The organism is uncultured Marivirga sp. (assembly GCF_963974845.1).
In the GTDB taxonomy this organism is placed as follows: domain Bacteria; phylum Bacteroidota; class Bacteroidia; order Cytophagales; family Cyclobacteriaceae; genus Marivirga; species Marivirga harenae.
In genome coordinates this window covers 173875-199406 of record NZ_CAXBEQ010000005.1, presented here as the reverse complement: position 1 = coordinate 199406, position 25532 = coordinate 173875, and the positions used below count along the sequence as shown (strand labels likewise).

Annotated in this window: 21 protein-coding genes and 1 tRNA gene; 16 read left to right on the top strand and 6 right to left on the bottom strand. The window is 35.2% G+C overall.

Translation table 11 applies throughout. The features are described from left to right. Positions 1–14 precede the first annotated feature (14 nt). Both AAC601_RS12745 and AAC601_RS12740 read right to left on the bottom strand, forming a co-directional pair. Positions 15–743 (bottom strand): sulfotransferase family protein, encoded by a 729-nt coding sequence (locus AAC601_RS12745; protein ID WP_340153478.1) that lies wholly within the window; start codon positions 741–743, stop codon positions 15–17. Continuing rightward, complete coding sequence (locus tag AAC601_RS12740; RefSeq protein ID WP_340153477.1) at positions 740–1657, bottom strand: aminotransferase class IV; 918 nt, start codon at positions 1655–1657, stop codon at positions 740–742. Before AAC601_RS12740 ends, AAC601_RS12745 begins: the two co-directional genes overlap by 4 nt. Positions 1658–1900: 243 nt before the next feature. On the opposite strand from AAC601_RS12740, the gene AAC601_RS12735 reads away from it, so the two are divergent. The 12 genes from AAC601_RS12735 to AAC601_RS12680 all read left to right on the top strand — a co-directional run bounded on the left by AAC601_RS12735 (position 1901) and on the right by AAC601_RS12680 (position 12024). Beyond that, on the top strand, positions 1901–2899 hold the full coding sequence (locus AAC601_RS12735; RefSeq protein WP_340153476.1) for a N(4)-(beta-N-acetylglucosaminyl)-L-asparaginase: 999 nt from the start codon (positions 1901–1903) through the stop codon (positions 2897–2899). 232 nt (positions 2900–3131) lie between these two features. Continuing rightward, positions 3132–4364 carry a PP2C family protein-serine/threonine phosphatase gene (locus AAC601_RS12730; RefSeq protein WP_303269362.1) on the top strand — a complete coding sequence of 411 codons (1233 nt, stop codon included), beginning with the start codon at positions 3132–3134 and terminating at the stop codon, positions 4362–4364. Then, positions 4357–4995 carry a polysaccharide deacetylase family protein gene (locus tag AAC601_RS12725; RefSeq protein ID WP_340153475.1) on the top strand — a complete coding sequence of 213 codons (639 nt, stop codon included), beginning with the start codon at positions 4357–4359 and terminating at the stop codon, positions 4993–4995. The genes AAC601_RS12730 and AAC601_RS12725 overlap by 8 nt, the downstream gene beginning before the upstream one ends. Beyond that, the gene (locus AAC601_RS12720; RefSeq protein WP_303269358.1) at positions 4992–6101 is read left to right on the top strand and encodes a glycosyltransferase family 2 protein; all 1110 of its coding nucleotides are present in this window, start codon (positions 4992–4994) and stop codon (positions 6099–6101) included. Before AAC601_RS12725 ends, AAC601_RS12720 begins: the two co-directional genes overlap by 4 nt. Further along, positions 6098–6853 (top strand): TatD family hydrolase, encoded by a 756-nt coding sequence (locus AAC601_RS12715; protein WP_303269355.1) that lies wholly within the window; start codon positions 6098–6100, stop codon positions 6851–6853. Before AAC601_RS12720 ends, AAC601_RS12715 begins: the two co-directional genes overlap by 4 nt. Further along, positions 6854–7924 carry an asparaginase gene (locus AAC601_RS12710; protein ID WP_303269353.1) on the top strand — a complete coding sequence of 357 codons (1071 nt, stop codon included), beginning with the start codon at positions 6854–6856 and terminating at the stop codon, positions 7922–7924. It begins immediately after the preceding gene. A gap of 190 nt (positions 7925–8114) precedes the next feature. After that, positions 8115–8201: transfer RNA gene (locus AAC601_RS12705), tRNA-Ser, on the top strand. 174 nt (positions 8202–8375) lie between these two features. Beyond that, a complete protein-coding gene (locus AAC601_RS12700; RefSeq protein ID WP_303269351.1) occupies positions 8376–9227 on the top strand; it encodes a MotA/TolQ/ExbB proton channel family protein in 852 nt (283 codons plus the stop codon). Between the two features lie 24 nt (positions 9228–9251). Next, on the top strand, positions 9252–9575 hold the full coding sequence (locus tag AAC601_RS12695) for a hypothetical protein (protein ID WP_303269350.1): 324 nt from the start codon (positions 9252–9254) through the stop codon (positions 9573–9575). Beyond that, the gene (locus tag AAC601_RS12690; RefSeq protein ID WP_303269348.1) at positions 9575–10150 is read left to right on the top strand and encodes a biopolymer transporter ExbD; all 576 of its coding nucleotides are present in this window, start codon (positions 9575–9577) and stop codon (positions 10148–10150) included. Before AAC601_RS12695 ends, AAC601_RS12690 begins: the two co-directional genes overlap by 1 nt. A 3-nt stretch (positions 10151–10153) precedes the next feature. Further along, a complete protein-coding gene (locus AAC601_RS12685; protein ID WP_303269347.1) occupies positions 10154–10636 on the top strand; it encodes a biopolymer transporter ExbD in 483 nt (160 codons plus the stop codon). Between the two features lie 86 nt (positions 10637–10722). Continuing rightward, a complete protein-coding gene (locus tag AAC601_RS12680) occupies positions 10723–12024 on the top strand; it encodes an MFS transporter (RefSeq protein ID WP_303269346.1) in 1302 nt (433 codons plus the stop codon). On the opposite strand, the gene AAC601_RS12675 is transcribed toward AAC601_RS12680, so the two are convergent. Then, on the bottom strand, positions 12021–13604 hold the full coding sequence (locus AAC601_RS12675; protein ID WP_303269345.1) for a GAF domain-containing protein: 1584 nt from the start codon (positions 13602–13604) through the stop codon (positions 12021–12023). The two genes, AAC601_RS12680 and AAC601_RS12675, sit on opposite strands and share 4 nt — an antisense overlap. A gap of 245 nt (positions 13605–13849) precedes the next feature. Here AAC601_RS12675 and AAC601_RS12670 point away from each other — a divergent pair, with 245 nt between their 5' ends. Continuing rightward, positions 13850–16876 (top strand): amidohydrolase family protein, encoded by a 3027-nt coding sequence (locus AAC601_RS12670; RefSeq protein WP_303269343.1) that lies wholly within the window; start codon positions 13850–13852, stop codon positions 16874–16876. Positions 16877–16882: 6 nt separating this feature from the next. Beyond that, entirely contained in the window at positions 16883–18187 is a 1305-nt protein-coding gene (locus AAC601_RS12665) for an amidohydrolase family protein (protein ID WP_303269341.1), read from the top strand. A 79-nt stretch (positions 18188–18266) separates the two neighbouring features. On the opposite strand, the gene AAC601_RS12660 is transcribed toward AAC601_RS12665, so the two are convergent. The 3 genes from AAC601_RS12660 to AAC601_RS12650 all read right to left on the bottom strand — a co-directional run bounded on the left by AAC601_RS12660 (position 18267) and on the right by AAC601_RS12650 (position 23385). Beyond that, positions 18267–18596 carry a thioredoxin family protein gene (locus tag AAC601_RS12660; protein ID WP_303269339.1) on the bottom strand — a complete coding sequence of 110 codons (330 nt, stop codon included), beginning with the start codon at positions 18594–18596 and terminating at the stop codon, positions 18267–18269. A 277-nt stretch (positions 18597–18873) separates the two neighbouring features. After that, the gene (locus AAC601_RS12655; protein WP_303269337.1) at positions 18874–19140 is read right to left on the bottom strand and encodes a hypothetical protein; all 267 of its coding nucleotides are present in this window, start codon (positions 19138–19140) and stop codon (positions 18874–18876) included. A gap of 336 nt (positions 19141–19476) precedes the next feature. Further along, positions 19477–23385, bottom strand: a complete 3909-nt coding sequence (locus tag AAC601_RS12650) for a PAS domain S-box protein (protein ID WP_303269326.1) — start codon at positions 23383–23385, stop codon at positions 19477–19479. 206 nt (positions 23386–23591) lie between these two features. Between AAC601_RS12650 and AAC601_RS12645 the strand changes: the two genes are divergently transcribed. Together AAC601_RS12645 and AAC601_RS12640 are read left to right on the top strand one after the other, a co-directional pair. After that, complete coding sequence (locus AAC601_RS12645; RefSeq protein ID WP_303269325.1) at positions 23592–24269, top strand: response regulator transcription factor; 678 nt, start codon at positions 23592–23594, stop codon at positions 24267–24269. A 1-nt stretch (position 24270) separates the two neighbouring features. Continuing rightward, complete coding sequence (locus AAC601_RS12640; protein ID WP_303269324.1) at positions 24271–25524, top strand: HAMP domain-containing sensor histidine kinase; 1254 nt, start codon at positions 24271–24273, stop codon at positions 25522–25524. Positions 25525–25532: the final 8 nt, after the last annotated feature.

The window sequence follows — 25532 nt, the reverse complement described above, 5'->3', positions numbered from 1 at the left end:
CTCTATTTGATGAATTATACCGCCATCTGACTTAATTGATTGTAATAGGGCTGACACTCAGCTAATAGAGGTTTTAATTTTTCTGGAAAAGGAAAGCTTTTTGGACTGTACGGCTTAAAGCTGGTTGATTGATGAATATTTTTATACCAATATGGAGCCCAGATTCCGTCTTCTGAAATCGCACCTTTTGACCATTTCAGCATTGCAGGATCAAAGGGTATTCCAATTGCTTTACATAATTTTTTTAGCTGTTTTTCAGGATTAAGCAATATGGATTTAGAATCTACCACAATAACTGGTAAATTCATTTCTTGTAAATGTTCTACAATATCTAAATGCATTTTGTAGCCAACATCTTTTATAGACGGGTTTTCAATAACCTCAGCAAATGAAGGCAACATTTCTACGGGGTCCCTGGTGAGAATTATATTCACCATAGATTTCATGAATCCCTTGTCTAAGCTAGGAAGTAAATGATGAGTCATGTTTTTAAAGAAAAGCACAGGTTTTTCAGCATAATTTAGCATCATATCTACTACTTTATTCCCATCAGACTCCATTGATTCCATGATTTCATTTGCTCCTGGATGATATTCATTAGCATCAGAATTATGGAGATAATAGGAATACAAGGGTTCATCGAAGACTTTGGTGTCTGGCCTTTGTGCAAATGAATACATCAATGCTGTGGAAATATTTCTAGGTCCTGACCATAGCGAAATGCGAGTTACGGAATTGTTCATATGGCTTTGACTTCTTTTGCGATTAATTCTTGATAAAGCGAGCTTAGCGTTTTAGTTCTTGATCCTATTACCCCTTCTCCAATGATTTTTCCATCTATTTTTATAACGGGAGTTACGCCCCCAAAGCTACCGGTTACAAAGCATTCATCAGCCCCATAGACATCAAACAGAGAGAAGTTTTTTTCTTTACATCCAATCTGATTTTCTTGACAAACTTGAATAATATTAGCTCTGGTAATTCCATTCATGCAATATTGACCTGTTGAAGTCCACACCTCTCCGTCTTTCACCATAAAGAAATTTGTGGCATTACAAGTTGATACAAAGCCATGAATATCTAGCATAAGTGCTTCATCTGCACCTGCATCCAAAGCCTGAATTAAAGCTTGTACTTCATGCAATTTACTATGACAATTTAACCTGGGATCCAAATAGTCGGGAGATCCTCTGCGAATAGTAGAAGTAAATAGGCTTATTCCCTTGTCCTTAACATCTTCTGCTGCAATTTTATGTTCAGCTATGATCACTACATTAGGACCAGATATAGTTAATCTAGGATCTTGAGAAGGTGTTTTCTTAATTCCTCGAGTAACCATAACCCTGGTATGAACATGATCTTTCATATTGTTAACATCCAGCGTTTTTTGGACCATTTGCAATAACTCTTCTTTGGTGAATGGTAATTGCAATCCAATTACTTTTGCTGATTGCCACATACGGTCTAAATGCTGCTGAACAAAGAGCATTTTTCCTTTGTGTATGCGGAATGCCTCCCAGATACCATCCCCAACCAGGTAGCCGCTATCAAAAACAGAAATTTTTGCATCCTCTCTTGGAAGTAATTCCCCATTTATATAGATTTTTATATCCTTATTGCGGGGATCTTCAACGGCTTTATGTGTTCCTGATATCATTTTACTCTTTTTGCCACAATTTAGAAGAATAAATACAGAAAAGAAATTGCTTTAGGAATGGTGTTGTTCGCACGATCTTTCTCTGGTTCAATGCCTAATATTAATTAGACCAATTCAAACAATTTTTCATTATATTCATCCTGAGACAGTGGTTAAATGCTATAATTATTTTTGCTAAATCGAGAACTGCTACAGAAAATAATAGCACAATTAGTTATATATTAAATTTTTAAAAGTGTTGAGATGAAGTTATACAGAAGAAATTTTTTGAAAGCAGGAATGGCAATTGCGGCAGGTGTTGCATTTAAACCCTTCAAATCATGGTCAAATATTAATTCTTTACCATCTGATGCAATTACAAAACCGATTGTCATCAGCACTTGGAGGTTTGGAATTAATGCCAATGCTGATGCGTGGGAAATTTTGCGAGAAAAGGGACGAGCTTTGGATGCAGTTGAAAAGGGAGTACAGCGAGTAGAAGCCAATCCTGACGAGCGGAGTGTTGGATACGGGGGTAGGCCTGATAGAGATGGAAATGTGACTCTAGACGCTTGTATTATGGATGAGAAAGCAAATATAGGGTCTGTGGCTTGTTTGAAACATATTAAACACCCAATTTCTGTTGCTAGAGCGGTGATGGAAAAAAGCCCACATGTAATGCTAGTAGGAGAAGGAGCACTAAAATTTGCATTACATCACGGTTTTCCCAAAGAGAATTTATTAACGAATACTTCTGAAAAAGAATGGAGAGAATGGCTCAAAAGTTCAGATTATCAGCCTGTTGTAAATATTGAAAACCATGATACAATTGGGATGATTGCTTTAGATATTCATGGTAATTTATCTGGTGCTTGCACCACTAGTGGCATGGCTTATAAAATGCACGGAAGAGTTGGTGATTCCCCAATTATAGGAGCAGGCTTATATGTTGACAATGAAGTAGGCGCAGCTGTGGCCACAGGTCACGGAGAAGAGATAATCAGAGTGGTTGGATCTCATTTAGTTGTTGAGCAAATGCGGCATGGTAAATCACCACAAGCTGCATGTGAATCCGCTGTTCGACTAATCCTTGAAAAATTTAAGCTTAGAGAAAAAGATTATTCGACCACACAGATTGGTTTCATTGCCTTAAATAAGTCGGGTGAATTTGGCTCTTATTGTCTTCAGAAAGGATTTAATTTCGCTGTCATGGATGAGAAAAATGGGAATAGACTTTTAGATGCCGGTTTTCTAGTAAAATAATCTTGTTCCGGGACGTTATTATTAATTCAATTTGAGCGGAGTTTTTTCATAATTATTGATTGATTAATTCCAAGAAGTCAAAACGTCCATTTGTATTCTAACTTTCAGTTTTTTCGCAAGACAGAATTGCATGACTTTATATTATATTTTGAAGTTTAAAAGTAATCTGTTTTCCATTTCTTTATTCAAAATTATATTTATCATTTCTAATTGCTAACTTCACATTTCAATTATGGATACTGCCCTAAACATAGCGAATAGATACGAACTCAAAGAATTGGAGCTGAATTCATTGCTTGAAATTACTCAAGCGATTAACGAGAATATGGCTGAAGATTCTCTCTATAAAATCTACAATTTCACTTTAAGGGCAAATCTGAAGCTTGGTAAACTCATGTTATTGGTGCAAGAAAATGGACTGTGGGAGCAAAAGTTGTCTTTTGGGACCACCAAGAACTATTCTGCTGATGACAATAGTACTAATCACTTGATTAATAAAAGGCAAATACTATTCGCAGCAGACTTAGTGGATTCACCTTTTGAGGAATTTGAAGTAGCAATTCCAGTTTTCCATAAAAATGAGTTATTAGCAACAGTGTTTCTAGGTGGAGTTGCAAATGCAGAGGAGAAGGAATTAATAGAGAACCATTTGAATTTCATTCAAGCATTGACTAATATCATCATGGTGGCCATCGAAAACAAGAAAATGGCAAGAGAGAAGTTGGAGCAAGAGGTGATAGCCAAGGAAATGGAAATTGCCAAAAAAGTTCAACAATTATTATTTCCAAAATCATTACCAGAAAGTGACCATTTTAAAATCGATGCGCACTATTCTCCTCATCACACAGTTGGGGGTGACTATTATGATTGGATTTCAATCGATGAAAACCGAAAAATAGTATGTATAGCTGATGTTTCAGGAAAAGGCGTACCTGCCGCTTTGTTGATGTCAAACTTCCAAGCGTCACTTAGAACTCTCCTGAGAAAAACTACTGATTTAGAAGAAGTAATTAATGATTTAAATCATCAAGTCTTTGAAAGTGCAAATGGAGAGAATTTCATCACTTGCTTTATTGCATTGATTGATCTGAATGAAAAAAAATTGACCTATGTGAATGCTGGTCATAACCCACCGTTTTTAGTATCTTCTGATGGCATAATTGAGAAATTGGAAACGGGCACTTTAGTACTGGGAGCATTAAGAGAAATTCCGTTTCTAGAAATAGGTAGCACAGAAATTAGTACTCCGCAAACGCTTTTACTTTATACGGACGGATTGACTGAAGCCTTCAATGAGCAAGAAGAAGAATTTGGACCCGAGCGGGTAATGGAAATTTTAAGTAATTATATTTCTGCCACTCCTGAAGCAATCATCAATGCCATTTTAAAGGAGATTGAGGCTTTTATTGGCAAAAGAGCTCTGTCAGATGACATCACGCTATTAGCTTGTAAATATCATGTTTGATGGTGCGTTTTTCAAAACACCAAATGTAATTCAAAATCTGTTCCCGTCATTTTTGTGGAAGATTAATACCAGTGAAAAGTTAATTTACCCTACTTTTGATGACGGACCCATCCCGGAATTAACACAACAAATCTTAAATATTTTAGATCAATTTGATGCCAAAGCTACATTTTTTTGCGTGGGAGATAATGTTAGAAAACATCCTGATATATTCCTAAGTATTTTAAGAGAAGGACATGCCGTTGGGAATCACACCTTCAATCATTTAAAAGCGTGGAAAACGGGTCATGACGACTTTTTGAACAATGTATTGCTGTGCCAGAGAGAAATAGAAAAGCATATTGATCAAGAACGTAAGCTATTTCGATTTCCTTATGGACAAATTAATTTTAAAGTAGCTCGTGAGTTGAAAAGAAAAGGGTTCCGTTTAATCATGTGGGATGTACTGTCTAAAGATTACAATATCTCTTTGCCCGCAGAAAAAATACTCATGAAAAGTATTCAGTTTTCGGAGAACGGTAGTATTATAGTTTTTCACGATAATTTTAAAGCGAAAGATAAAATATTGCAATTCCTACCTTTGTATCTCAAACATTTTTCCGATATTGGATACAAATTTAAAAAACTATGACCTATCTATTCTTAGGCCTACTGATTATTATTCTTTTAGTAATTTTCATGGACTTAATATTATGGATGGCGTGGAAACCAAAAGCCGAAAACCCAAAGCCTTACGAAGGAGAATTGCCTTTTATTTCCATACTGATGGCCGTCCGTGATGAAGTCCATACAGTTAATTACGCTCTTAATTCCCTCGAAAAACTTGACTACCCAAAAGATAAATATGAGGTTTTAATGGGTGATGATGGCTCAACTGATGGCAGTACTAAAATCTTACAGGAATGGGATAAAGAGACTAATAATTTTTTTTATTTGTCCATTACCGAGAAAGTGAAGCACTTAGATGCAAAAGCCAATGTTTTAGAACAATTGGCAGCAAGAGCTAAAGGAGAATTCATGATGATTACAGATGCCGATGTGGAGGTTCCTTCAAGTTGGTTGATGAAGCAGTTAGCATGTTGGAAAGAAGGATCTGGAATCCAAAGCGGGTTTACCATTATAAAAGCAAAAGATTTCTTTTCTAGTATGCAAATGATAGATTGGAGTTTGGCACTTGGTATGGTGAAAATAGTAAGTGGATGGAAGATCCCTGTTACGGCAGTGGGCAATAATATGATGGTGAGTAAAGAAGCTTACAACAAAGTAGGGGGTTATAAAAATATTCCGTTTTCTGTGACTGAAGATTTTGCATTGTTTCAGGCAGTAGCTAAAGAAGGTTATAAATACCAACAATTAGCCAATGAAGACAGTCTCGTTAGGACATTTGCGGTGAAAGGGTTTAAGAATTTAATGAACCAACGAAAAAGATGGATGAGCGGGGCTCTAAAATTACCGCCTTTCATGGTCATGGTTTTAGTTTTTCAGGCATTCTATTATCCTGCTATGTTAACAATGATTATTGTCAATCCTTTTGTGGCTATACCATTGTTTGGTTTGAAGATTACTTTACAAAGTTTATTTATAAACAAAATTTTAGAAAGATTGAATCAATATGTTCCTTTGGGCAATCTTTTTGTATTTGAATTCTACAGTGGCTTCATTTCTATTGCACTTCTTTTCTATTATCTCTTACCTTTGCCCGTAAAATGGAAAGGAAGAAAATTTGCTAAAGGATGATTGAAACACACGCGCATTTATACGCTGAGAAATTTGATGAGGATAGGCCGGAAATGATGGATAGGGCCGTGGAAGCCGGAGTTGAGAAATTTTACATGCCTAATATTGATCACGAATCAATTGAGCCAATGTTGGAAGTAGAGGATAGATTCACCCATACGATCGCCACAATGGGCGTTCATCCATGTTCTATTGAAAAGCATTTTGAAAAACAGCTTTACGAGGTTGAAGATTGGCTGAACAAAAGAAAATTTGTAGCGGTAGGGGAGATCGGCTTGGATTTCTATTGGGATAAAAGCTTGATGGAAGAGCAAAAAGAAGCCCTGAAAATTCAAATTGCGTTGGCTAAAAAGCATCAAATTCCCATCATTCTGCATTGTAGGGATTCCTTTGATGAAACCTACGAAATAGTGAAAGAAATGAAAGATGATGCCTTGAAAGGTGTGTTTCATTGCTTTACTGGAAATGCGGTAGACGCTCAAAAAGTGATTGATTTAGATTTTTTTGTCGGAATTGGTGGGGTGGTCACTTTTAAAAATGGGGGGGTGGCAGAACATATTCCTGATATAGATATCAATAGAATCGTTTTAGAGACGGATGCACCTTACTTGGCACCAACTCCTAAAAGAGGAAAACGAAATGAACCGGCTTATCTTGATTTGATTGCACAAAAAATTGCAGATCTAAAGCAGATTTCCAAAGAAGAATTGGTTAAAATTACTTCAACAAATGCTAATCAGTTATTTGCATAAATGGAAAAGCCATACAAACTAATACATATAGAAACCGCAACACCTAAAGCACCAGAAAGTGCGGTGATGATTATCTATACAGGCGGGACTTTGGGCATGGTTTATAATGAAGATCAAGCTTTAGTACCTTTTGATTTCCAGAATATCTTGGACGAAGTTCCTTCCCTAAAGAATTTTAATCTGAAAATCACAGTGGCTTCGTTTCATAATTTGATTGATTCATCCAATGTAAGCCCTAAGCACTGGGATGATATTGCAGGATTGGTTGAGGACTACTATGAAGAATACGATGGATTTATTGTAATCCATGGGACGGATACCATGTCCTACACTGCTTCAGCAATCAGTTTTATGTTGGAAGGTTTAAATAAACCCGTGATTTTTACGGGTGCTCAATTACCAATAGGCGCTGCACGTTCCGATGCCAGGGAGAACTTAATTACAGCAATAGAGATCGCCAGCCAGAAGTTAAACCATAGACCCATCGTATCTGAAGTTTGTATCTATTTTGATAATCTTCTACTTAGAGGGAATCGTTCGAAAAAAGTTGAAAGCGTACAATTTGATGCATTTCAAAGCGAAAATTACCCTGTTTTGGCTGAAGCTGGAGTCATTATAGAATATAATTTTTCAGCTTTAAGGCCATTTCAAACGGAGGCCGAATTAAAAGTTAGAAAGAATATTCAACAAGAAGTAGCCATTTTAAAGGTATTTCCTGGAATATCACAATCCCTAGTGGACGGGATTTTATCTATTGAAGGCTTGAGAGGATTAGTAATAGAAACCTATGGGTCTGGGAATGCACCCACCGAAAAATGGTTTATTGATGCTTTAAATAGAGCCATTGAAAAAGATATTCTGATTTTGAATGTTTCACAGTGCATGGGAGGGAAGGTGATTCAAGGTCGTTATCAAACAAGTATGGATTTGCAGTCCATTGGTGTAATAAGTGGGAGTGACATCACAACCGAAGCTGCAATCACCAAAATGATGTATGTGTTAAGCCATGCACACACCAAAGAAATGCAACAAAGCTATCTAATTAAACCGCTTCGAGGGGAAATGGAATAAATAGAAGGAGGATGTTGCATGGAATAATATAATTATAAACTGCAATCATTCTATTTGCAACTGAATTGCATGTTAATAATAGATTAATATTTACCATTTGGCAAAATGGGCTTGCATGGAGAATAAATTATTAATTTATTTGTGCACGTTTGAAAAGAGTTCAAGTGATAAATAATTATTGACAAACAAAGGAGAGGTGCCAGAGTGGTCGATCGGGCTCGCCTGGAAAGCGAGTGTGCCTTCACGGGTACCGAGGGTTCGAATCCCTCCTTCTCCGCATTTTGTTCAATTTTTTGGTCTAATATTTTAAGTAAATGATTATTATTTAACTTAAAGGGTTAAAGAATTGCTAAAAAAATTTTCTGTTTGTGGATATTTGTGTAAAATTGGACTTAGTTTCATTATAACTAACATACATTAACTAAAAAAGAAAATTACAAACAACTTAACTATGAAAAAGCTATTTGTTTTAATGATGATGGCCGGAGCTTTAGTATTCGGTTTTAATGGCAATGCAATTGCTCAGGATGAGGAAGCAACCTCTGAAATGGAAAATGATACAACTGCGATGGAAGGAGATTCCGCAGAGGTAACTGACACAGCCGCTGTTGAGGAAGCAGATACAATGCCGACTACAGTTGTAGATGAGGAGGAAGTAGTAGAAGAGCAAGGCTTTCACCAGATTGTAAAAGAGAAGTTCATTGAAGGTGGATGGGAATTCATGTCAGTAGTTTTAATATGTTTGATCTTAGGATTAGCTATTTCTATTGAAAGAATCATCACTTTAAACTTAGCAACTACAAACACTAACAAATTATTGGCTAATGTAGAAGATGCATTAAACCAAGGTGGTGTTGAAGCGGCTAAAGAAGTGACTAAAAACACTAGAGGTCCAGTGGCATCTATCTTTACTCAAGGTTTGATGAGAATGTCAGAAGGCGTTGAGATGGTTGAAAAATCAGTTATTTCTTATGGTTCTGTTGAAATGGGACGTTTAGAAAGAGGTTTGGTTTGGATTTCATTATTTATCTCATTAGCTCCAATGTTAGGTTTCATGGGTACTGTAATTGGTATGATTGGTGCTTTCGATGCAATTGAAGAAGCTGGTGATATTTCCCCATCTTTGGTTGCTGGAGGTATTAAAGTAGCCCTTTTAACAACAGTAGGTGGTTTGATTGTTGCTGTTATCCTACAATTATTTTACAACTATTGCGTTTCTAAAGTAGATTCTTTAGTGAATCAAATGGAAGATGCTTCTATTGCTTTAGTTGATATTTTAGTAAAGCACAATCTTACTAAGTAAGTTTAACCTTTAAACTTTAACTAAATGGAAATTGTTGATATAATGTTATACGGCTCATACTTATTGGTAATTGTTGCTGCTTTAGGAGCAATAGTTTTACCACTAATTAATGCGCTGGATAATCCAAAGAGTCTTTTAAAGTCTGCTTTGGGTATAGTGATAATCGGTGTAATTTACTTAGTCAGCTGGAGTGTTTCTGGCGATGAAGTAACTGCTAGATATATAAAATTTGATATTACAAGTACTTCTTCAAGAGTAATAGGTGGCGTATTAATCACTACTTACTTATTGATGGGCATTGCGGTGATATCTATTATTTATTCTGAAATCAGAAAAATTGTAAAATAATGGCTAGAAGTAAAGGAAGAGCAACATCAGAAGTGAATGCCGGTTCAATGGCCGATATAGCATTCTTATTGTTAATATTCTTTCTTGTAACTACTACCATTGCATCTGATAAAGGTTTGACTTTAACTTTGCCTCCTGAGAAGGACGATGCTGAAGAAATTGATGTTAAAATTAAGGAGAGAAATCTTTTTAAGGTTGCTATCAATTCAGCGGATAGACTTTTGGTAGAAGGTGAGCGTTTGGATGATTACACTCAGATAAAAGAGATGTTAATTGAACATGTCTTGAATCCAAACGAAAATCCGGAATTGGCGGAAAGTCCACAAGATGCAATTGTTTCCTTTAAGACAGATAGAGGAACAAGTTATGAGATATATATCAATGTATTAGATCAGTTGCAAGGAGCCTACTATCAAATTTATGCGGATAGAGCAGGTATTACAGCTGAAGAATACAGAGCGTTAAATTTGAAAGACCCTAAGGAACAAGCTCTTTACGATAAGGGTAAAGGTCAGGGAGATGATGAGATTCCAATGGCGATTTCTATTGCGGAACCAACTAACATAGGAGGATAAATTATGTCAAAGTTTAAGAAAAAAACGAGTGCAAGTCAGGATATTCCTACCGCTGCATTACCGGATATTATTTTTATGCTCCTCTTCTTTTTCATGGTGACTACGGTATTGAGAGAAACTGAAATCAAGGTGGAACAAAAAATACCTAAAGCTGAACAATTGAAGAAGATCGAAAGAAAGTCTTTGGTTAGTTATTTATACATCGGGAAGCCCAAACAAACTGAAAAGTTTGGTGGAGAAGCTAAAATACAAGCTAACGATGTGTTTATAGAGCCAAGGGATGTACTTCTTTGGGTAGCAAAAGAGAAAGATAAATTATCTGAAGCTGAAAGAGATAAAATTACTATTGCATTAAAAGTAGATAGTGAAGCAAAGATGGGTATTTTATCGGATGTTCAGCAGCAGTTGAGAAAAGCAAATGCACGTAAGTTGATGTACAATACTTTAAAATTGACCAACAGAGATAAAGAAAACTCTTTGTTGTAATATTGACCATTTTATTCAAAACCTCATTTCTTTAAACGGAATGAGGTTTTTTTATGCCTTCTGTTGGGTAATTAAAATTATGCATCTTGAAATTGAATAATTCAAAGACAATTAATGCATGGTGTATGTATGACTGGGCTAATTCAGTTTATGCCATTGTTATTAAGTCGTCTATTTTTCCTGTCTTTTACAATACTGCCACTCAAAACGCATTTGACGGTGATGTGGTCGATTTCTTCGGTTTTCAATTTGTAAATACAGCTTTGTATTCCTTTGCTATTTCATTTAGTTTTCTAGTCGTAGCCATCTTATCACCTTTACTTTCAGGTATTGCAGACTATTCTTCTACTAAGAAGTCTTATATGAAATTCTTCACGTATTTGGGTTCCTTATCTTGTATAGGTCTTTTCTTTTTTACCGGGGAAAATGTGGAATGGGCTATAATTTGCTCGGTTCTTGCAAGCATCGGGTACACTGGAAGTATAGTATTCTACAATTCCTTTTTACCTATTATTGCTACTCCAGACAAGCACGATATGGTTAGTGCTAGGGGTTTTTCTTTGGGCTATGTAGGTAGTATCCTGCTGCTGATTGCTAATTTGATTTGTATATCTAACCCTCAGTGGTTTGGTTTAGATAGTACGGCTTTGATTGCTCGGTTTTCCTTTTTAACTGTGGGTTTGTGGTGGATGGGTTTTGCCCAAATAACGTTTAATACTTTGAAAGAGCCCAAAGTAGTGATAGATTATTCTAAATCAATTATTGCTAGTGGTTATAGGGAAATTATTAAAGTCTTTAATGAGCTTAAGTCTCAACCTATTTTGAAGTATTATCTCACTTCATTTTTCTTTTATAGCATGGGAGTACAAACGGTCATGTATATGGCTGCCTCTTTCGGAAGCAAAGAACTTAATCTTCCTGGAAATAAATTAATCTTGACTATCATTATCATTAACGCATTGGCAATTATTGGTTCCTATGCTTTTGCATATTTATCTAAAATTCGTAGTAATAAGTCTTCACTACTAATCATGTTAGCTATTTGGGTGGGCATCTGTATATATGCCTATTATGTTTACACAGATTATCAGTTTTATATCTTGGCATTTGTGGTGGGTTTGGTCATGGGTGGAATTCAATCTCTTTCTAGAAGTACATATGCCAAAATAATGCCTCAGGAGACAAGGGATCAAGCTTCTTATTTTAGCTTTTATGATGTTACAGAAAAACTCGCGGTTGTGATTGGTACTTTCTCCTATGGATTTATCGAACAGTGGACGGGAAGTATGCGAAACAGTACTATTGCGCTAGGCCTGTTTTTTGCTGTTGGCATTGGCTTTTTACTAATGGTCCGTATTCCTTCATCGCTAAATTCTAAGAATCTCTAATTAATACTATCAGCATTTTGCATTTTCTCCTCCATCATTTTTTCCTTTCTTCTCATCTCTTCCTGCGTAGCTTCTAATTCTTCCATATTTTGTCTTAACTCTTCTTCCTGAGCCCTCATTTCTTCTGCTTGCTGTTGCATTTGCTCCAACAAGATTCTTGTCTTTTCATTATTTTGAGTGGTGGCAATAGCAGAGGCAACATATTCACCGGCTTTTTCCAGAAATTTAACCTCGTGTTCTTCGAATTTCCTAAAAGAGGCTAGCTCTATTAGAGATTGTACATTATCGTTGTACATCATAGGGACGATTGCCAAGCAAGTGGGAGTAGAGTCACCCAAGCCGGATTTAATGATAGTATAGTCTTGCGGAATTTCTGTTAGTAATAAAGTTTCCCTTTCCCGATATGTTTGGCCAACTAATCCTTGTCCTATTTCAAGTTTCTTCTTTATAAATTTTTGTCTGTCAAAAGCATAGGCTGCAGATAGTTCCAAATGTTTTTGCTTTGTATCTTCTTCATCTTGAACTAAAATAAACAGACTACCTTGTTGAGCTCCCAAATATTGTGTCAAATATTTTGTAGCTTCAAAAGTCAATTGTTTCGTATCTTGTTCACTATTTCTTATGATTTCGGTCAATTTAGAGAGCCCCTCCGTTGACCAAATTCTTTTTTTATTGTCTATATCAGCCAATTGCATTTGCTTTTTCATTTCAATTAATTGACCTGCTAGATTTTTCTGGTTTAAATCTTTGTTTTCTTCTGTCATTCCTGTCCACTCCACATCAAATTCTCCAGAGGCCACTTTTCTTACGTAGTTAGCTGCTTTTTTAAGGTTTTCTATTGAGCCGTTTAAAATTTTAGCGGCACCTCTAAATTGATTGTCACCATCATTAAATAAATACTTTTTGTTGTTTTCTCTGAGGTTAATTAATAAGCCTGTTCTATTTTTTTCATCTCTTCTAAGCTTAATTGTAATGAATATTAATGTCGGTAAACCAATTAAAAGCAGCAAAAGTTGTACAATTGTATTTTGAAAAATTGCTGTTTCATAACGAGCTTGAGCCTTAGCAACCAATTCATCCTCAAATTCATACAACCTTGATGTAAACGCATCATTAATAGGCCAAAAAGTCCTTCCGTAATCATCTTTCAATATTGCTTTGTACGCTTCTAAGTCATCGTTTTTTAAATGCTGAACCATCTCTTCATACATGTCCGCATACTTTTTAAAACCAGCTTTTAATTTTGGATAATTGACGGGATCGGAATATCCTTGTATAGCAAATAGGCTGTCTAAGGCTTTAAAGTTTTCTCGATTCTCTTTTCTAGCATTAGCTACACTCCAAAATAGAAATCCCTCTTCTCGAATTAGAGCATATCCTCTGGCGCTAATGTCCATCTGTCGTATATTCAGTAATGTGTTTTCAGATACTCTAACCACCATGTCAGCTTGTTCTTGAGTTTCTAAGGCATCACTCATTACTTTTTTATTATAAAAGGAAAGACTTACACTTAATAAAATAAGGGCTGAAACCGTATATATGGCTATGGATATCAAGTGCTTATTCAAAAATCGCCTCATAATTCTTAAAAAATTTATAGGATTAACTACATTAAATTATAATATAATATTGGTAAAACAAAGTGCTGTTTCATTTTAAAGCCAATTGATTGTCGGGCTTTATTACACCGATTTTAATAAAATATACCTTTTTAATTTTATTTCCATTAATACTACTTAACCACCAGTAAAATAATAGATTCAATAAATTTTATTTAATTATATAAAAAGTACTATTTTCATTGCTTAATCTAAAACTACAAACAATGATGAAAAAAATACTTTTAGTGTGTTTGAGCTTTTGGTTCTTTTCAGCAAATGCGCAAGAAACTTATACGGTCAATGGCGTTAAGGATGAAAGACCAGGCTTACATGCCTTTATTAATGCAACAGTACACCTTGATTATCAAACCGTAATAGAAAATGCAAGTTTGGTAATTCAAAAAGGTGAAGTAATTGGGGTTGGAAAAGATGTATCTATTCCCAATGGGGCTATAATACATGACTTGAAGGGGAAGCATATTTACCCATCTTTTATTGAGCTTTCGAGTAATATAGGGATGCCAAAAGCGGAAAACGGAAGAAGTCCAGGACCCCAGTTAGGACCTAAAAAGGAGGGAGCCTATAATGCGAACGATGCCATTAAATCCTATTTCAATGCTCATGAGGCCTTCGAGTATAAAGATACTGATGCTGAAAAGATGCGTAAGGCCGGTTTTGGTGTTGTTTTAACTCACAATCAGGATGGCTTGGTTAGAGGAACAGGATCTGTTATAGCCTTACATGATGGCCCTGAAAACGAAATAATCTTGAAAGAAGCTGCTTCTAATCATTTTTCTTTTGATAAAGGAAGTTCAACCCAAGACAATCCCTCATCACTGATGGGTGCTATAGCCTTGATTAAGCAAACGTATTTGGATGCTAAGTGGTATGCAAACCAAACCGAAATGCTTGATATTTCATTGAATGCCTTTAATCAAAACAATAGGTACCCTCAGTTCTTTGATGCTGGTGGCGATAAGTTGTATGTCCTCAGAGCGGATAGATTAGGTGATGAGTTTGGTGTCCAATATATAATTAAAGGGAATGGGGACGAATACCAAAGATTGGGTGAAATTAAATCCACCAATGCTCAATTAATACTGCCCGTGAATTATCCTGAAGCCTATGATGTAGAAGATCCATTTGACGCGATGAATGTTAGCTTGGAAGACATGAAACATTGGGAAATGGCGCCTTATAACTTGAAAATGCTGTCGGATAAAGGTATTAATTATTCCATTACTTCTGATGGTCTAAAAGATGCGTCTAAACTATCTTCTATGATTTCTCAATCAATAGAAGCTGGTTTAGCTGAAGAGCAAGCCTTAAAGGCTTTAACATTTAACCCTGCTCAATTTGTGAAAATGGGTGATAAGTTAGGAAGTTTATCAAAAGGTAAATATGCCAACTTTATTATTACTGATGGTAGTCCTGTAAAAAAGGAAACAAAAATATATGAAAATTGGGTTAAAGGAAATCCTTATAAATATCAAGATTATAGCCTACCTGAATTAGCCGGTAAGTACACTTTAACTGTTGGAAATGATGAGTACCAACTAGAAGTAAAAGGAGATCCTGGAAAAGAGAAATTTGGAATTGTGGTGAATGACTCAACTACTTACGATGTGAAATCTGAGATTTCAAAGCAGTTGATCACTCTGTCTTTTAAAGACGAGGGTAAAGATGAAGTAGGTAAAATCAGATTGACTGGATGGTTAAATGATGATGGATTAAGCGGAAATGCTAAAATGCCTGATGGAAGTTGGGTACAATGGACTGCTACTTTAAATGATGAGGTTTCTATTGAGGATTCCAAGGATGAGAAAATGGATGAGGAAAAAGAAATGGAGAAGGACGAACTAGGTCCTTTGGTTTATCCTTTCGTGGCACACGGTAATGCCGACAAACCTAAATCAGAGACTATTTTGATTAAAAATGCAACTGTTTGGACCAATGAAGCTGATGGTGTCCTAGAAAATACTGATGTTTTATTGGAAAATGGCAAAATTGCTAAAATTGGTAAAGGTTTAACTACTTCTGGAGCAAGAGAGATTGATGGAACAGGTAAACATTTAACACCAGGAATTATAGATGAACATTCACATATTGCTATTAGTAGAGGAGTCAATGAAGGTTCTGAAGCAGTTACAGCAGAAGTAAACATTGAGGATGTGGTTGATTCGGAAGATATCAATATTTACCGTCAACTTTCAGGAGGTGTTGTAGCTTCTCAACTGTTACATGGTTCAGCTAATCCGATCGGTGGGCGTTCTGCCATCATAAAGTTAAAGTGGGGGTATAGTCCAGAGGAGATGAAAATTTCTTGGGCCGATAAATTCATCAAGTTTGCATTAGGAGAAAATGTTAAGCAATCGAATTGGGGTGATCGAAATACTGTTCGATTCCCACAAACGAGAATGGGTGTAGAGCAAGTTTTTGAAGATGCCTTCACAAGAGCTAGAGCGTATGAAGCGGAGTGGAAAGCTTACAACAGTTTGTCAAAACGCGATAAAAATAATGCCACACCGCCACGAAAAGATTTAGAATTAGAGACGCTTGTAGAAATCTTGAATAGTGAAAGATTCATTTCTTGCCATTCTTATGTGCAATCCGAAATTAACATGCTAATGAATGTAGCTGAGCGATATGGATTTAGAATAAACACCTTTACACATATTTTGGAAGGCTACAAACTAGCAGATAAAATGAAAGAGCATGGCGTAGGAGGTTCTACCTTTTCCGATTGGTGGGCTTATAAATTTGAGGTAAATGACGCTATTCCATATAATGCAGCACTGATGCATGGTGAGGGCGTGGTTACTGCCATTAATTCCGATGATGCTGAAATGGGACGAAGATTAAATCAAGAAGCTGGTAAAACCATGAAATATGGTGGTGTACCGGTTGAGGAAGCTTTGAAAATGGTTACTTTAAATCCTGCTAAATTATTGCATTTAGATGATAGAATGGGAAGCATAAAAGTTGGTAAAGATGCAGATGTGGTGCTTTGGAGCGATGAACCTTTATCTATTTATGCAAAAGCTGAAAAAACGATTATAGAAGGGGCTGTATTTTTCGATCGCGATGCTCAGGAAGTAAAATTAAATGCAATTCAAGCAGAAAGAGCAAGGTTGGTAGCTAAAATGCAGGGTGAAAAATCAAATGGAAAATCTACTCAAAAAGCTAAGAAAAAGTCACAGATTATTTACCATTGTGAGACCGAAATTCAAAATTATACATCTTTAAAATAAGCTGAAATGAAGATATTGAAATATATAAAAGTATTTGTACTGAGTGTAGTAAGCTTCGCGGCTATTGCTCAAGTACCTGCACCAGGAGAACATCAAACTGAGCCGATCGCTATTATGAATGCATATGCGCACATTGGTAACGGAGAAGTAATAGAAAATTCAGTCATCACATTCGAAAATGGAGTAATCACTAATGTAGCAGATGCTACTACGGTACGATTGGATTTATCTGGTTATCAGGTCATAAATGCAGAAGGTATGCATGTTTATCCAGGCTTGATCGCTAGTAATACTATTATAGGATTGGAGGAAATTGCGGCCGTTAGAGCTACTAGAGATCAAGATGAAACAGGAGATTTTAATCCTAATGTTAGAGCATTGATTGCATACAATACAGACTCTGAGATCATACCAACCACGCGATTTAATGGTGTTCTTTATGCGCAAACTACTCCACGTGGTGGGAGAATTTCTGGTAGTAGCTCAGTTATGGATTTGGATGCTTGGAACTGGGAAGATGCAGTTCTTCGTAACGATGAAGGTATACACTTAAATTGGCCCTCGAAATTAAGATATCCGAGATGGTGGTTAGGTGAAACGGAATGGAAAGAGAATGAAGACTATAATCAGGACTATGAGGAAGTGAAGTCCTTTTTTAAAGATGCAAAATCTTATAATGAAATGGATGCTCCAGAAACCAAAAACTTAAAGTTGGAAGCTATGAAAGGCTTGTTTGATGGTTCCAAAAGCCTTTATATTCATACTGATCGAGCTAAAGAAATTATTCAATCTATTCAGTTTGCCATGGAAATGGGGGTGAAGAAAATAGTTTTGGTAGGTGGAGATGAGTCTTTTTATGTTAAAGAATTCTTAAAAGAAAATGAGATTCCAGTAATTTTGGAAGAAACGCTTAGATTACCAAGCAGAACTGTTGACCCAGTGGATATGCCTTACCAATTACCAAATTTATTGCACAAGGCTGGCATAAAAGTAGCTATTGGACAATGGGGTGAAGTCATGCAAGTTAGAAATTTGCCATTTAGTGTAGGAACTGCAGCTGCATACGGCTTAGGAAAAGAAGAAGCTTTGAAAATGGTGACTTTGAATCCGGCAGAAATCATGGGGGTCGATGATCAGATAGGCAGTTTGGAAGATGGTAAAATTGCTTCTATTGTAGTTTCTAAGGGAGATATTTTAGATATGGATGGCAATCAACCTGAATTCGTCTTTGTTGAGGGCAGAAGAGTTACTTTGGAAGCTCATCAACAACGATTATACCAAAAATTTAAAGATAAATACGGTCAGGAATAGAGATGGACGTAATATAAGAATAGAGAAAAACCGGTTTGTGCCGGTTTTTTTATTTATAACCCGCTGAAAATGAATTCTTTTAGTTTAATTCAGGAGTCGATTGAATGTTGTTAATTAATGCCTGCACTGCATTTCGATCTGAACTGGAAATTTTTTCTTTTAACTCACCATTTTCATATGTAGCAAAAAAAGGTAGGCTGTACACTCCAGCAGATAATCTTGACTTTGGATTGTCGGGAGCATTCACCTCAAGAAATTTGATACCATCATTTGCATCTTCGGCCATTTTCCTGAACTGAGGTGCAAATGCTTTGCATACCCCACACCAGTCTGCATAAAACTTAATGACCACCTTGTCATGCTTTTTTAACATCTCCTCTAAATTAATATCAGTTACTTTTTCTATCATAGCTTAAAAATTTATTTTACAAACCTTAAATACCATCAAACGGTAATCTTTGTTTCGTTGAAATTTGAATTTAAAATAGGAGGGATGTGATAAATGATCCAAGTTGATCATTTTATAATGTGAAAATTCTAAGATAGGTTTTAGTGTGTTTTTCTTATCGAAAGCTTTGCACTGTTTATGTCTTAAAAATTGGGTTATTTAAAATATAAATACCAAAAGTATTAATAGAAAATAAATTTTCATGGGTATGTTTTTAGGGAAAAGGAATATTTTCATTTTAAAGATTCTCAGCCAGGACTGTTAAATCATTTACTTGAATATCTTCTGTATCCATTAATGGATAATAAATTTGTCCCTTTCTTTCAATAAAAGCAGTATGTATTCCAACTGCTTCTACGCCTGCAATATTCCATGGGTGAGAAGTTATCCTCAGAGTACCTTCAACTTTAAAATTCATTTCATTTAAAACATGATGATAAGTATTAGCTTGTAGCTTAAAAGTAAAAAGATCATTAAAATATTTCTTTAATCCAGAGCAGGTCATCTGATCCTATAAGAATTGATTAGATCCTTTTGTTTTGCGGATGCAAAGTCCAGTTTCAAGTGTAAGATTAGCAGGTAGCTGGATCAGTGATATAAGTTTAGAAGTTATCTATTCATTCTTAAAGGGAACTCCCATTTTTTGGGACAGTCATTTTTAAGTAGCTTATGCGATTTCACAAAACCTATGTTAACTATTACCAATTGGTTCTACCATTGAAATAACTAAAAAAGTTGATAACCACATACTAAAAGGAACTTCGTTTTGAAAAATATAATGAATAGCAGACTGGATTATATCTCACTTCAATATAGTTTCGTTTACATCAAGAATTGCAGCTTATTTACCTTGATTTACTTCATGATTTAAAATATCAATCACCTTATTCAGTTCAGGCAAAATTTTAGACTTCATGTATTGAGTTACCTGCTGATTATAAAAACTAGGTCTATCGAATTGGTCAATCAGCAATGCCAGATTTTCGAAACATGCTGCTAAGGCTGTACCTTTTAATTTATGCAAAACAGTCCGAAGAGCTAGTATATTTTCAATTTCTATGGTTTCATTAATTTGCCTTTCAAATGTTTGTAAATTTTGTACTGCTAAATTAATGAAACTCACATAATGCTCCTCATTGTGATTTAACCTTTTGAGTAAGTCATTTTTATTGAATTTTTGAATATTATTTTCACCATCAATTTTCCTAATTTCATTTATTTTACCCTCAAATTTCAATTTTTTCAACGCATTAATTAAATCCTCTTGAATCAAAGGCTTTTCAAGAAAATCATCAATCCCAGCTTTTAAAGCATTTTCTTTTTCTTCCTTCAATACCCCTGCCGAAAGGGCAATGATAGGGGTCCTTTCTCCAGACTTTTCGTAAGCACGTATAATTTCTGTTGCTTCTATTCCGCTCATAACTGGCATTTGAATATCCATTAAGATTAAATCGGGTTTATCTTTTTTATATCGATCTACAGCAATTTCCCCATTTTCGGCATGAATTAATTCACTTTGTGGCAATACGTTCTCTAATATGCGAGTTATCAGGAACTTATTTACTTCATTATCTTCCGCAACAAGGATCTTCTTGAGCTGCATACTTTCTTCTAGAATATTTTTTTCTATACTCTTAGGTTCAGGGCTTTCTGGCCCTTCTATACCTTTTTCAATGTTTTGGATAGCTTCTATTAATTCGCTATTAACAACCGGCTTGGGTACTTTGTAGATGTTGTCATCATCAATATATTGTGAAATAAAAATCTTGCTATCTATATGTTTATGAAGAATGATTATTGGAGTAGTATCTATCATTTTCTTTTCTTTAAGCATTGTTAGGAGCTCAATACCATCGATATTATCCATTTCCTCATCAATGATCAGAAGATCTAAGTTCTGTTTTTGTACAATTGTTTTATGCGCTTCAATTGCTGATGATTTGACCAAGACATCCAAACCAAACATTTGGAGAAAGTCTCTTAAAGATTTACTAAGAAATAAGTTATCATCGACCAACAGAACTTTTTGAATATTTTTGAATTCTACTTTATCGGTCCACCTTTTTTTACTAACATCTTTTTCAGTTAATCTAATGTCAAAAAAGAAATTACTTCCCTGCTTGGGTTCACTTTTCAATTTCAGCTTACTGCCCATCATTTTTAATAATTTATTGGAAATAGTAAGCCCCAAGCCAGATCCTCCAAATTTTCTCGTAGTGGATACATCTGCTTGTTCAAATGCACTAAAGATGTTCTTTTGCTGTTCTTTATTGATGCCAATACCTGTATCAATTACTTCAAAACGCAAATGATTGGATTTGTTCTTCATACCAACTCTTAATAAAATTGTACCTTTTTCAGTAAACTTAATAGCATTCCCCAACAAATTAATTAGGATTTGTCTTAGTCTAAGTTCATCGGCTTGAAAAAAGTGTGGCACTTCAGTTTGGTAATCAATGACTAATTCGATATTCTTCTGCGAGCTTTGATAAGTGATAAAGGCGGCAGCGGACTCAACTAATTTCAACCCGTTGATTTCTTCATACTGCAAGCTCAATTTGCCGGCCTCAATTTTTGAAAAATCCAAAATATCATTAATGATTCCCAATAGAGAATGAGCTGAATTATAAATATGCTTGGTGTAATCAGCCTGTAATTTGTTGAGGTTGGTGTTTCTTAATAAATCTGAAAAACCAATGACGCCATTCAATGGAGTTCTAATCTCATGACTCATATTAGCCAAGAAGGTAGATTTTGCTTTATTAGCAGATTCAGCCAGTTTTTTAGCCTCAAGCAATTGCTTTTCTGACTTAACTCGGTCTGTGATATCATTAAAAGTGACCAAAGCCCAATAAGTATCTACCTCATCGACTATTTTGATGTTAGCAGCAATCCAAATTGTTTTTTTTGTTCGAATATTAAATAATTGAACCCTAATATCATTAAAAGACTTTTTTTCTTTCAAAGCGATCCCTACCGGATGCCCTTCCGACTTTAATTCATTTCCATTTTCATCTAATAATTTAATAATAGTTTTGCTGAGGCTGTTCCCCACCACATCAGATTTCTGAAGGTCTAAGATTTGAGCTGCGCTATCATTCATCGACCTAATAATTCCGTCTTTATCGTAGAAAAGCAATGCTTCTGTCATCGAACTGATGATATTTTGCAACTGCTTTTCATTTTCTTGGATTTTTATTTCGGTACTTTTTCGAAAAGTAATATCGGAAAGTGTACCGAACCAATACCAATTTCCTTCCAAATCTTGATTGGGCTGTGATGTTGCTTTGACCCATTTGGTTTTACCCTTTGCAATAATTCTGAATTCTAAATTAAAATATTGATAATTTTCGAGTGCATCGTTGTTTGCTTTTAAGAAGTATTCCAAATCATCAGGATGGACAATTTCCGTTGCAAACTCATCAGTGTCAATTTCTCTATTACCAATGCCAATAATGTTTTTGAAAGGAGGACTCATGTAATTTAATTCTCCTTTTCTATTTAATTTATAAACCCCGATGGGAATATTTTCTACCAGTTCATTGTACTGTTTAGTTTTTTCATTGAGCTGAAATTCATTATGCTTTTGTTCCTCAATGTTTTGTACGGTTCCGTAAAGTCTATGAAGTGTATTTTGTTGTATTTCCGGAATGCCTATGATTTTGACCCAAAACTTCCTGCCTTTACCTGACAGTAATTGCGTTTCAATTTCAAACTTTTCTCTAAGCTCAAAACTTGCTTCAATTTTAGATTTTAAATAGGGGATTTTACTTTTATCGTAAAGAAAATTGAAAATTTCTTCGTAATTAGGTTGGTAATTTTCTCCAACTTCACAAATACTTCTGGTATTCTGCGTCCAATCGATTTTACCAGTCTTTAGATTCCAACTCCAACCACCGGTTTTGGTAATTTCATTTGTTTGTTGCAAGAGAGCTTTAGTTCTGTCTAACTCTATTTGAGCCATTTTTCTTTCTGAAATGTCGATAATGATTCCAGAATGCTCAGAGGGTACTAAATTGTCAGATAAGTTCTCTACTTGACCGTTATTTAAAACCCAAACCCAATGACCAAGTTTGTGTCTTAAGCGAACCTCAAATTCATATTTGATAACGGCTTGACCTTGACGGGCTATCAAGTAATTCCGCATCTCAGCTAGGTCATCAGGATGAACGGATTGTATCCATTCCTCTAATCTTAAAGTTGTAAGTTCATCTTTAGTATAACCTAAGATATTGGCATAGTACTCATTGTAGAAGTATAGCCCTTTTTTCTTATCCCAGTCATAAGTGCCGAGGTTGCTGCTAGAAATGATTATATCTAATCTCTTCTTTTCTATTGATAAGGCTTGTTCAGTTTCTTTAAGTTGAGTAACATCTTGAATTGTGCCTCTGAAAATAATTCCCTTCCCCTTTTTTATTTGTGAGGCAATCTGATGGACATATTTAACATTTCCTTTTTTAGTAATTACTCGATGGATCAGATTAAAATAACCAGTTTTAAATGCATGTATATCTTCTTTAGTTACTTTTTCTTCATCATCAGGATGCACAAACTTTTTATAAGAGCTAAGGGTTGGTTTGTAAGAGTCGGGCGTACATTCAAAGATATCATATACAACCGGAGACCACTGTATCATCCCAGAATCTACATTGATTTCCCAACTGCCAATTTTTGCTAATTGCTGTGCTTCTAATAATCTTTGGTTACTATCTTTTAATTCACTAGCAATAGATTGATTTTGATTTTCCATTTCCCCCATTCTGTCCTTAAATTCATACTTTATTTTTAATTAGTCAATTGTTTCAGGCATTAATTTTCATTGACTGCAAGTGTATATAAAAACTGTTTCTTAAATATCTTCAGATTTACTTCAGAATTGAACAGTACTTTTGAAATTTCCAGAAAATATGTTTTTATATTGGGTTTAAATAGCATTTAATTGCTACCATTTAACTTATGAAGGTTTTAATTGTTGAAGATCAACTAGAATTGGCTAAAAATATCCAAGAATACCTTAAAAATGAAGGTTTTCAAACTAGTGTTGCGCCAGATTTTTTTACAGCTACTGATAAATTGGCCGCTTATGAATACGATATTGTCATTATCGATTTAATGCTACCCGATGGAAATGGTATGGATCTATTATATTCAATAAGAGCAGACCGGAAAAGTATTGGAACATTAATCCTGTCAGCTAAAAACTCCATTGACGATAAAGTAAGAGGCCTTGATGCGGGGGCGGATGATTACTTAGGTAAGCCATTCCATTTATTGGAGTTAGCTTCACGTTTGAAGGCCATCTACCGAACTCGAAAGCAAGAAAGCAGTAACATGATTGAGCTTGGTAAGATATTTATTGACACGGGAAAGAAGGAGGTCAGTGTAGAAGACCAAAAACTTGACTTAACAAAAAAAGAATACGAGATGCTTTTGTTCTTTGCCAATAATTCAAAAAGAGTGCTCACTAAGCAAAACATTGCGGAACATCTTTGGGGTGATTTTATTGACCAAAGCGATTCTTTTGACTTTGTTTATCAGCATATAAAAAATTTAAGAAAAAAAATTCAGAAAGCTACAGGGACAGATATACTGGAAACAGTTTATGGGATGGGTTATAAGCTTAGAACTTTATAAAATGCGACTAATCACCAAAATAGTATTAATATTTCTTGGACTATCATTTATTGTTTTTGTGATAGGGGGTATAGTGACTATTCAAATTATATCTAATGAAGTTAAGAAAGAAGAGCGTTGGTTTTTGCAAGAGCGACTGAGTTCTACAGAAAAATATATTGAAAGAAGACAACCTACCAAAGATATAATACGCGATAAGGTCATCATTTTGCCTCAGGAAGATTCTATTGCAATAAATAATGTCATTTTTTCAGACACCATAGTTCACCACAGTACCTTAGAAAGGCCAGAACAACACAATAAATTAGAAGTTGGTAAGAAAATTGAAGGGCGGTTTTACAAAATCATTCTGTATGATATTATTATTGAGCAAGATGATATCGTTGATGGGATAGTAGAATCCTTAGTAAAAACCTATATCCTTTTGCTGACAGTAGTTTTGCTGGGAAGCTGGTTACTGTCTAGACGACTGCTGAAACCTTTTGAAGCTACACTTTCCGCAATTAAGAAATTTGACATTAAAGAAAACGAATCATTTATATTACCTAGTACGGATACTAAGGAGTTTAAGAGACTAAATGAATTTATTGATCAAATGTCACAGAAAGTGATGGCAGATTATCAATCACTAAAGGAGTTTACAGAAAATGCCAGTCATGAAATACAGACTCCTATAAGTATTGCTAAGGGAAAACTTGAACTCCTTCAAGAAGGTAACTTGGATCAAGAACAAAAGAAATTAGTGTTAGAGGCATCAAAGAGTTTAACTAATTTATCTAAACTGGGAAATACTTTAACACTTCTAGCAAAAATTGACAATCAAGAATTCGAACAGAAGGAAAGTGTTGAGGTCAGTATCACTTTGGAAGACTTTATTGACGAGTACGAGGAATTGATCTATCTAAAGGGGATCAATTTTAGTAAAAAGATTGATGAAGATGTGCGGTGGAATATTCATCCTGTGCTGCTCGAAATCCTTGTAACCAATCTGTTAAATAATGCAATAAAGCACAATTTAGTTGAAAATGGGTTTATTAAGATTTATCTAGAAAAAAATCAATTGATTATTGAGAATTCAGGTAAACCATTAAGTCACAAGCCGGAATTGCTATTTGCACGTTTCAAAAAAGGAAATCAAAGTAGTTCTTCCTTAGGATTGGGTTTAGCCATCATTCAAAAAATCTGTAAGGTGAGTGGATTGAAAATTAATTATATCAATAAGGAACAGCTTCACCAAATCACCATAGAAAGCTGATTATCACC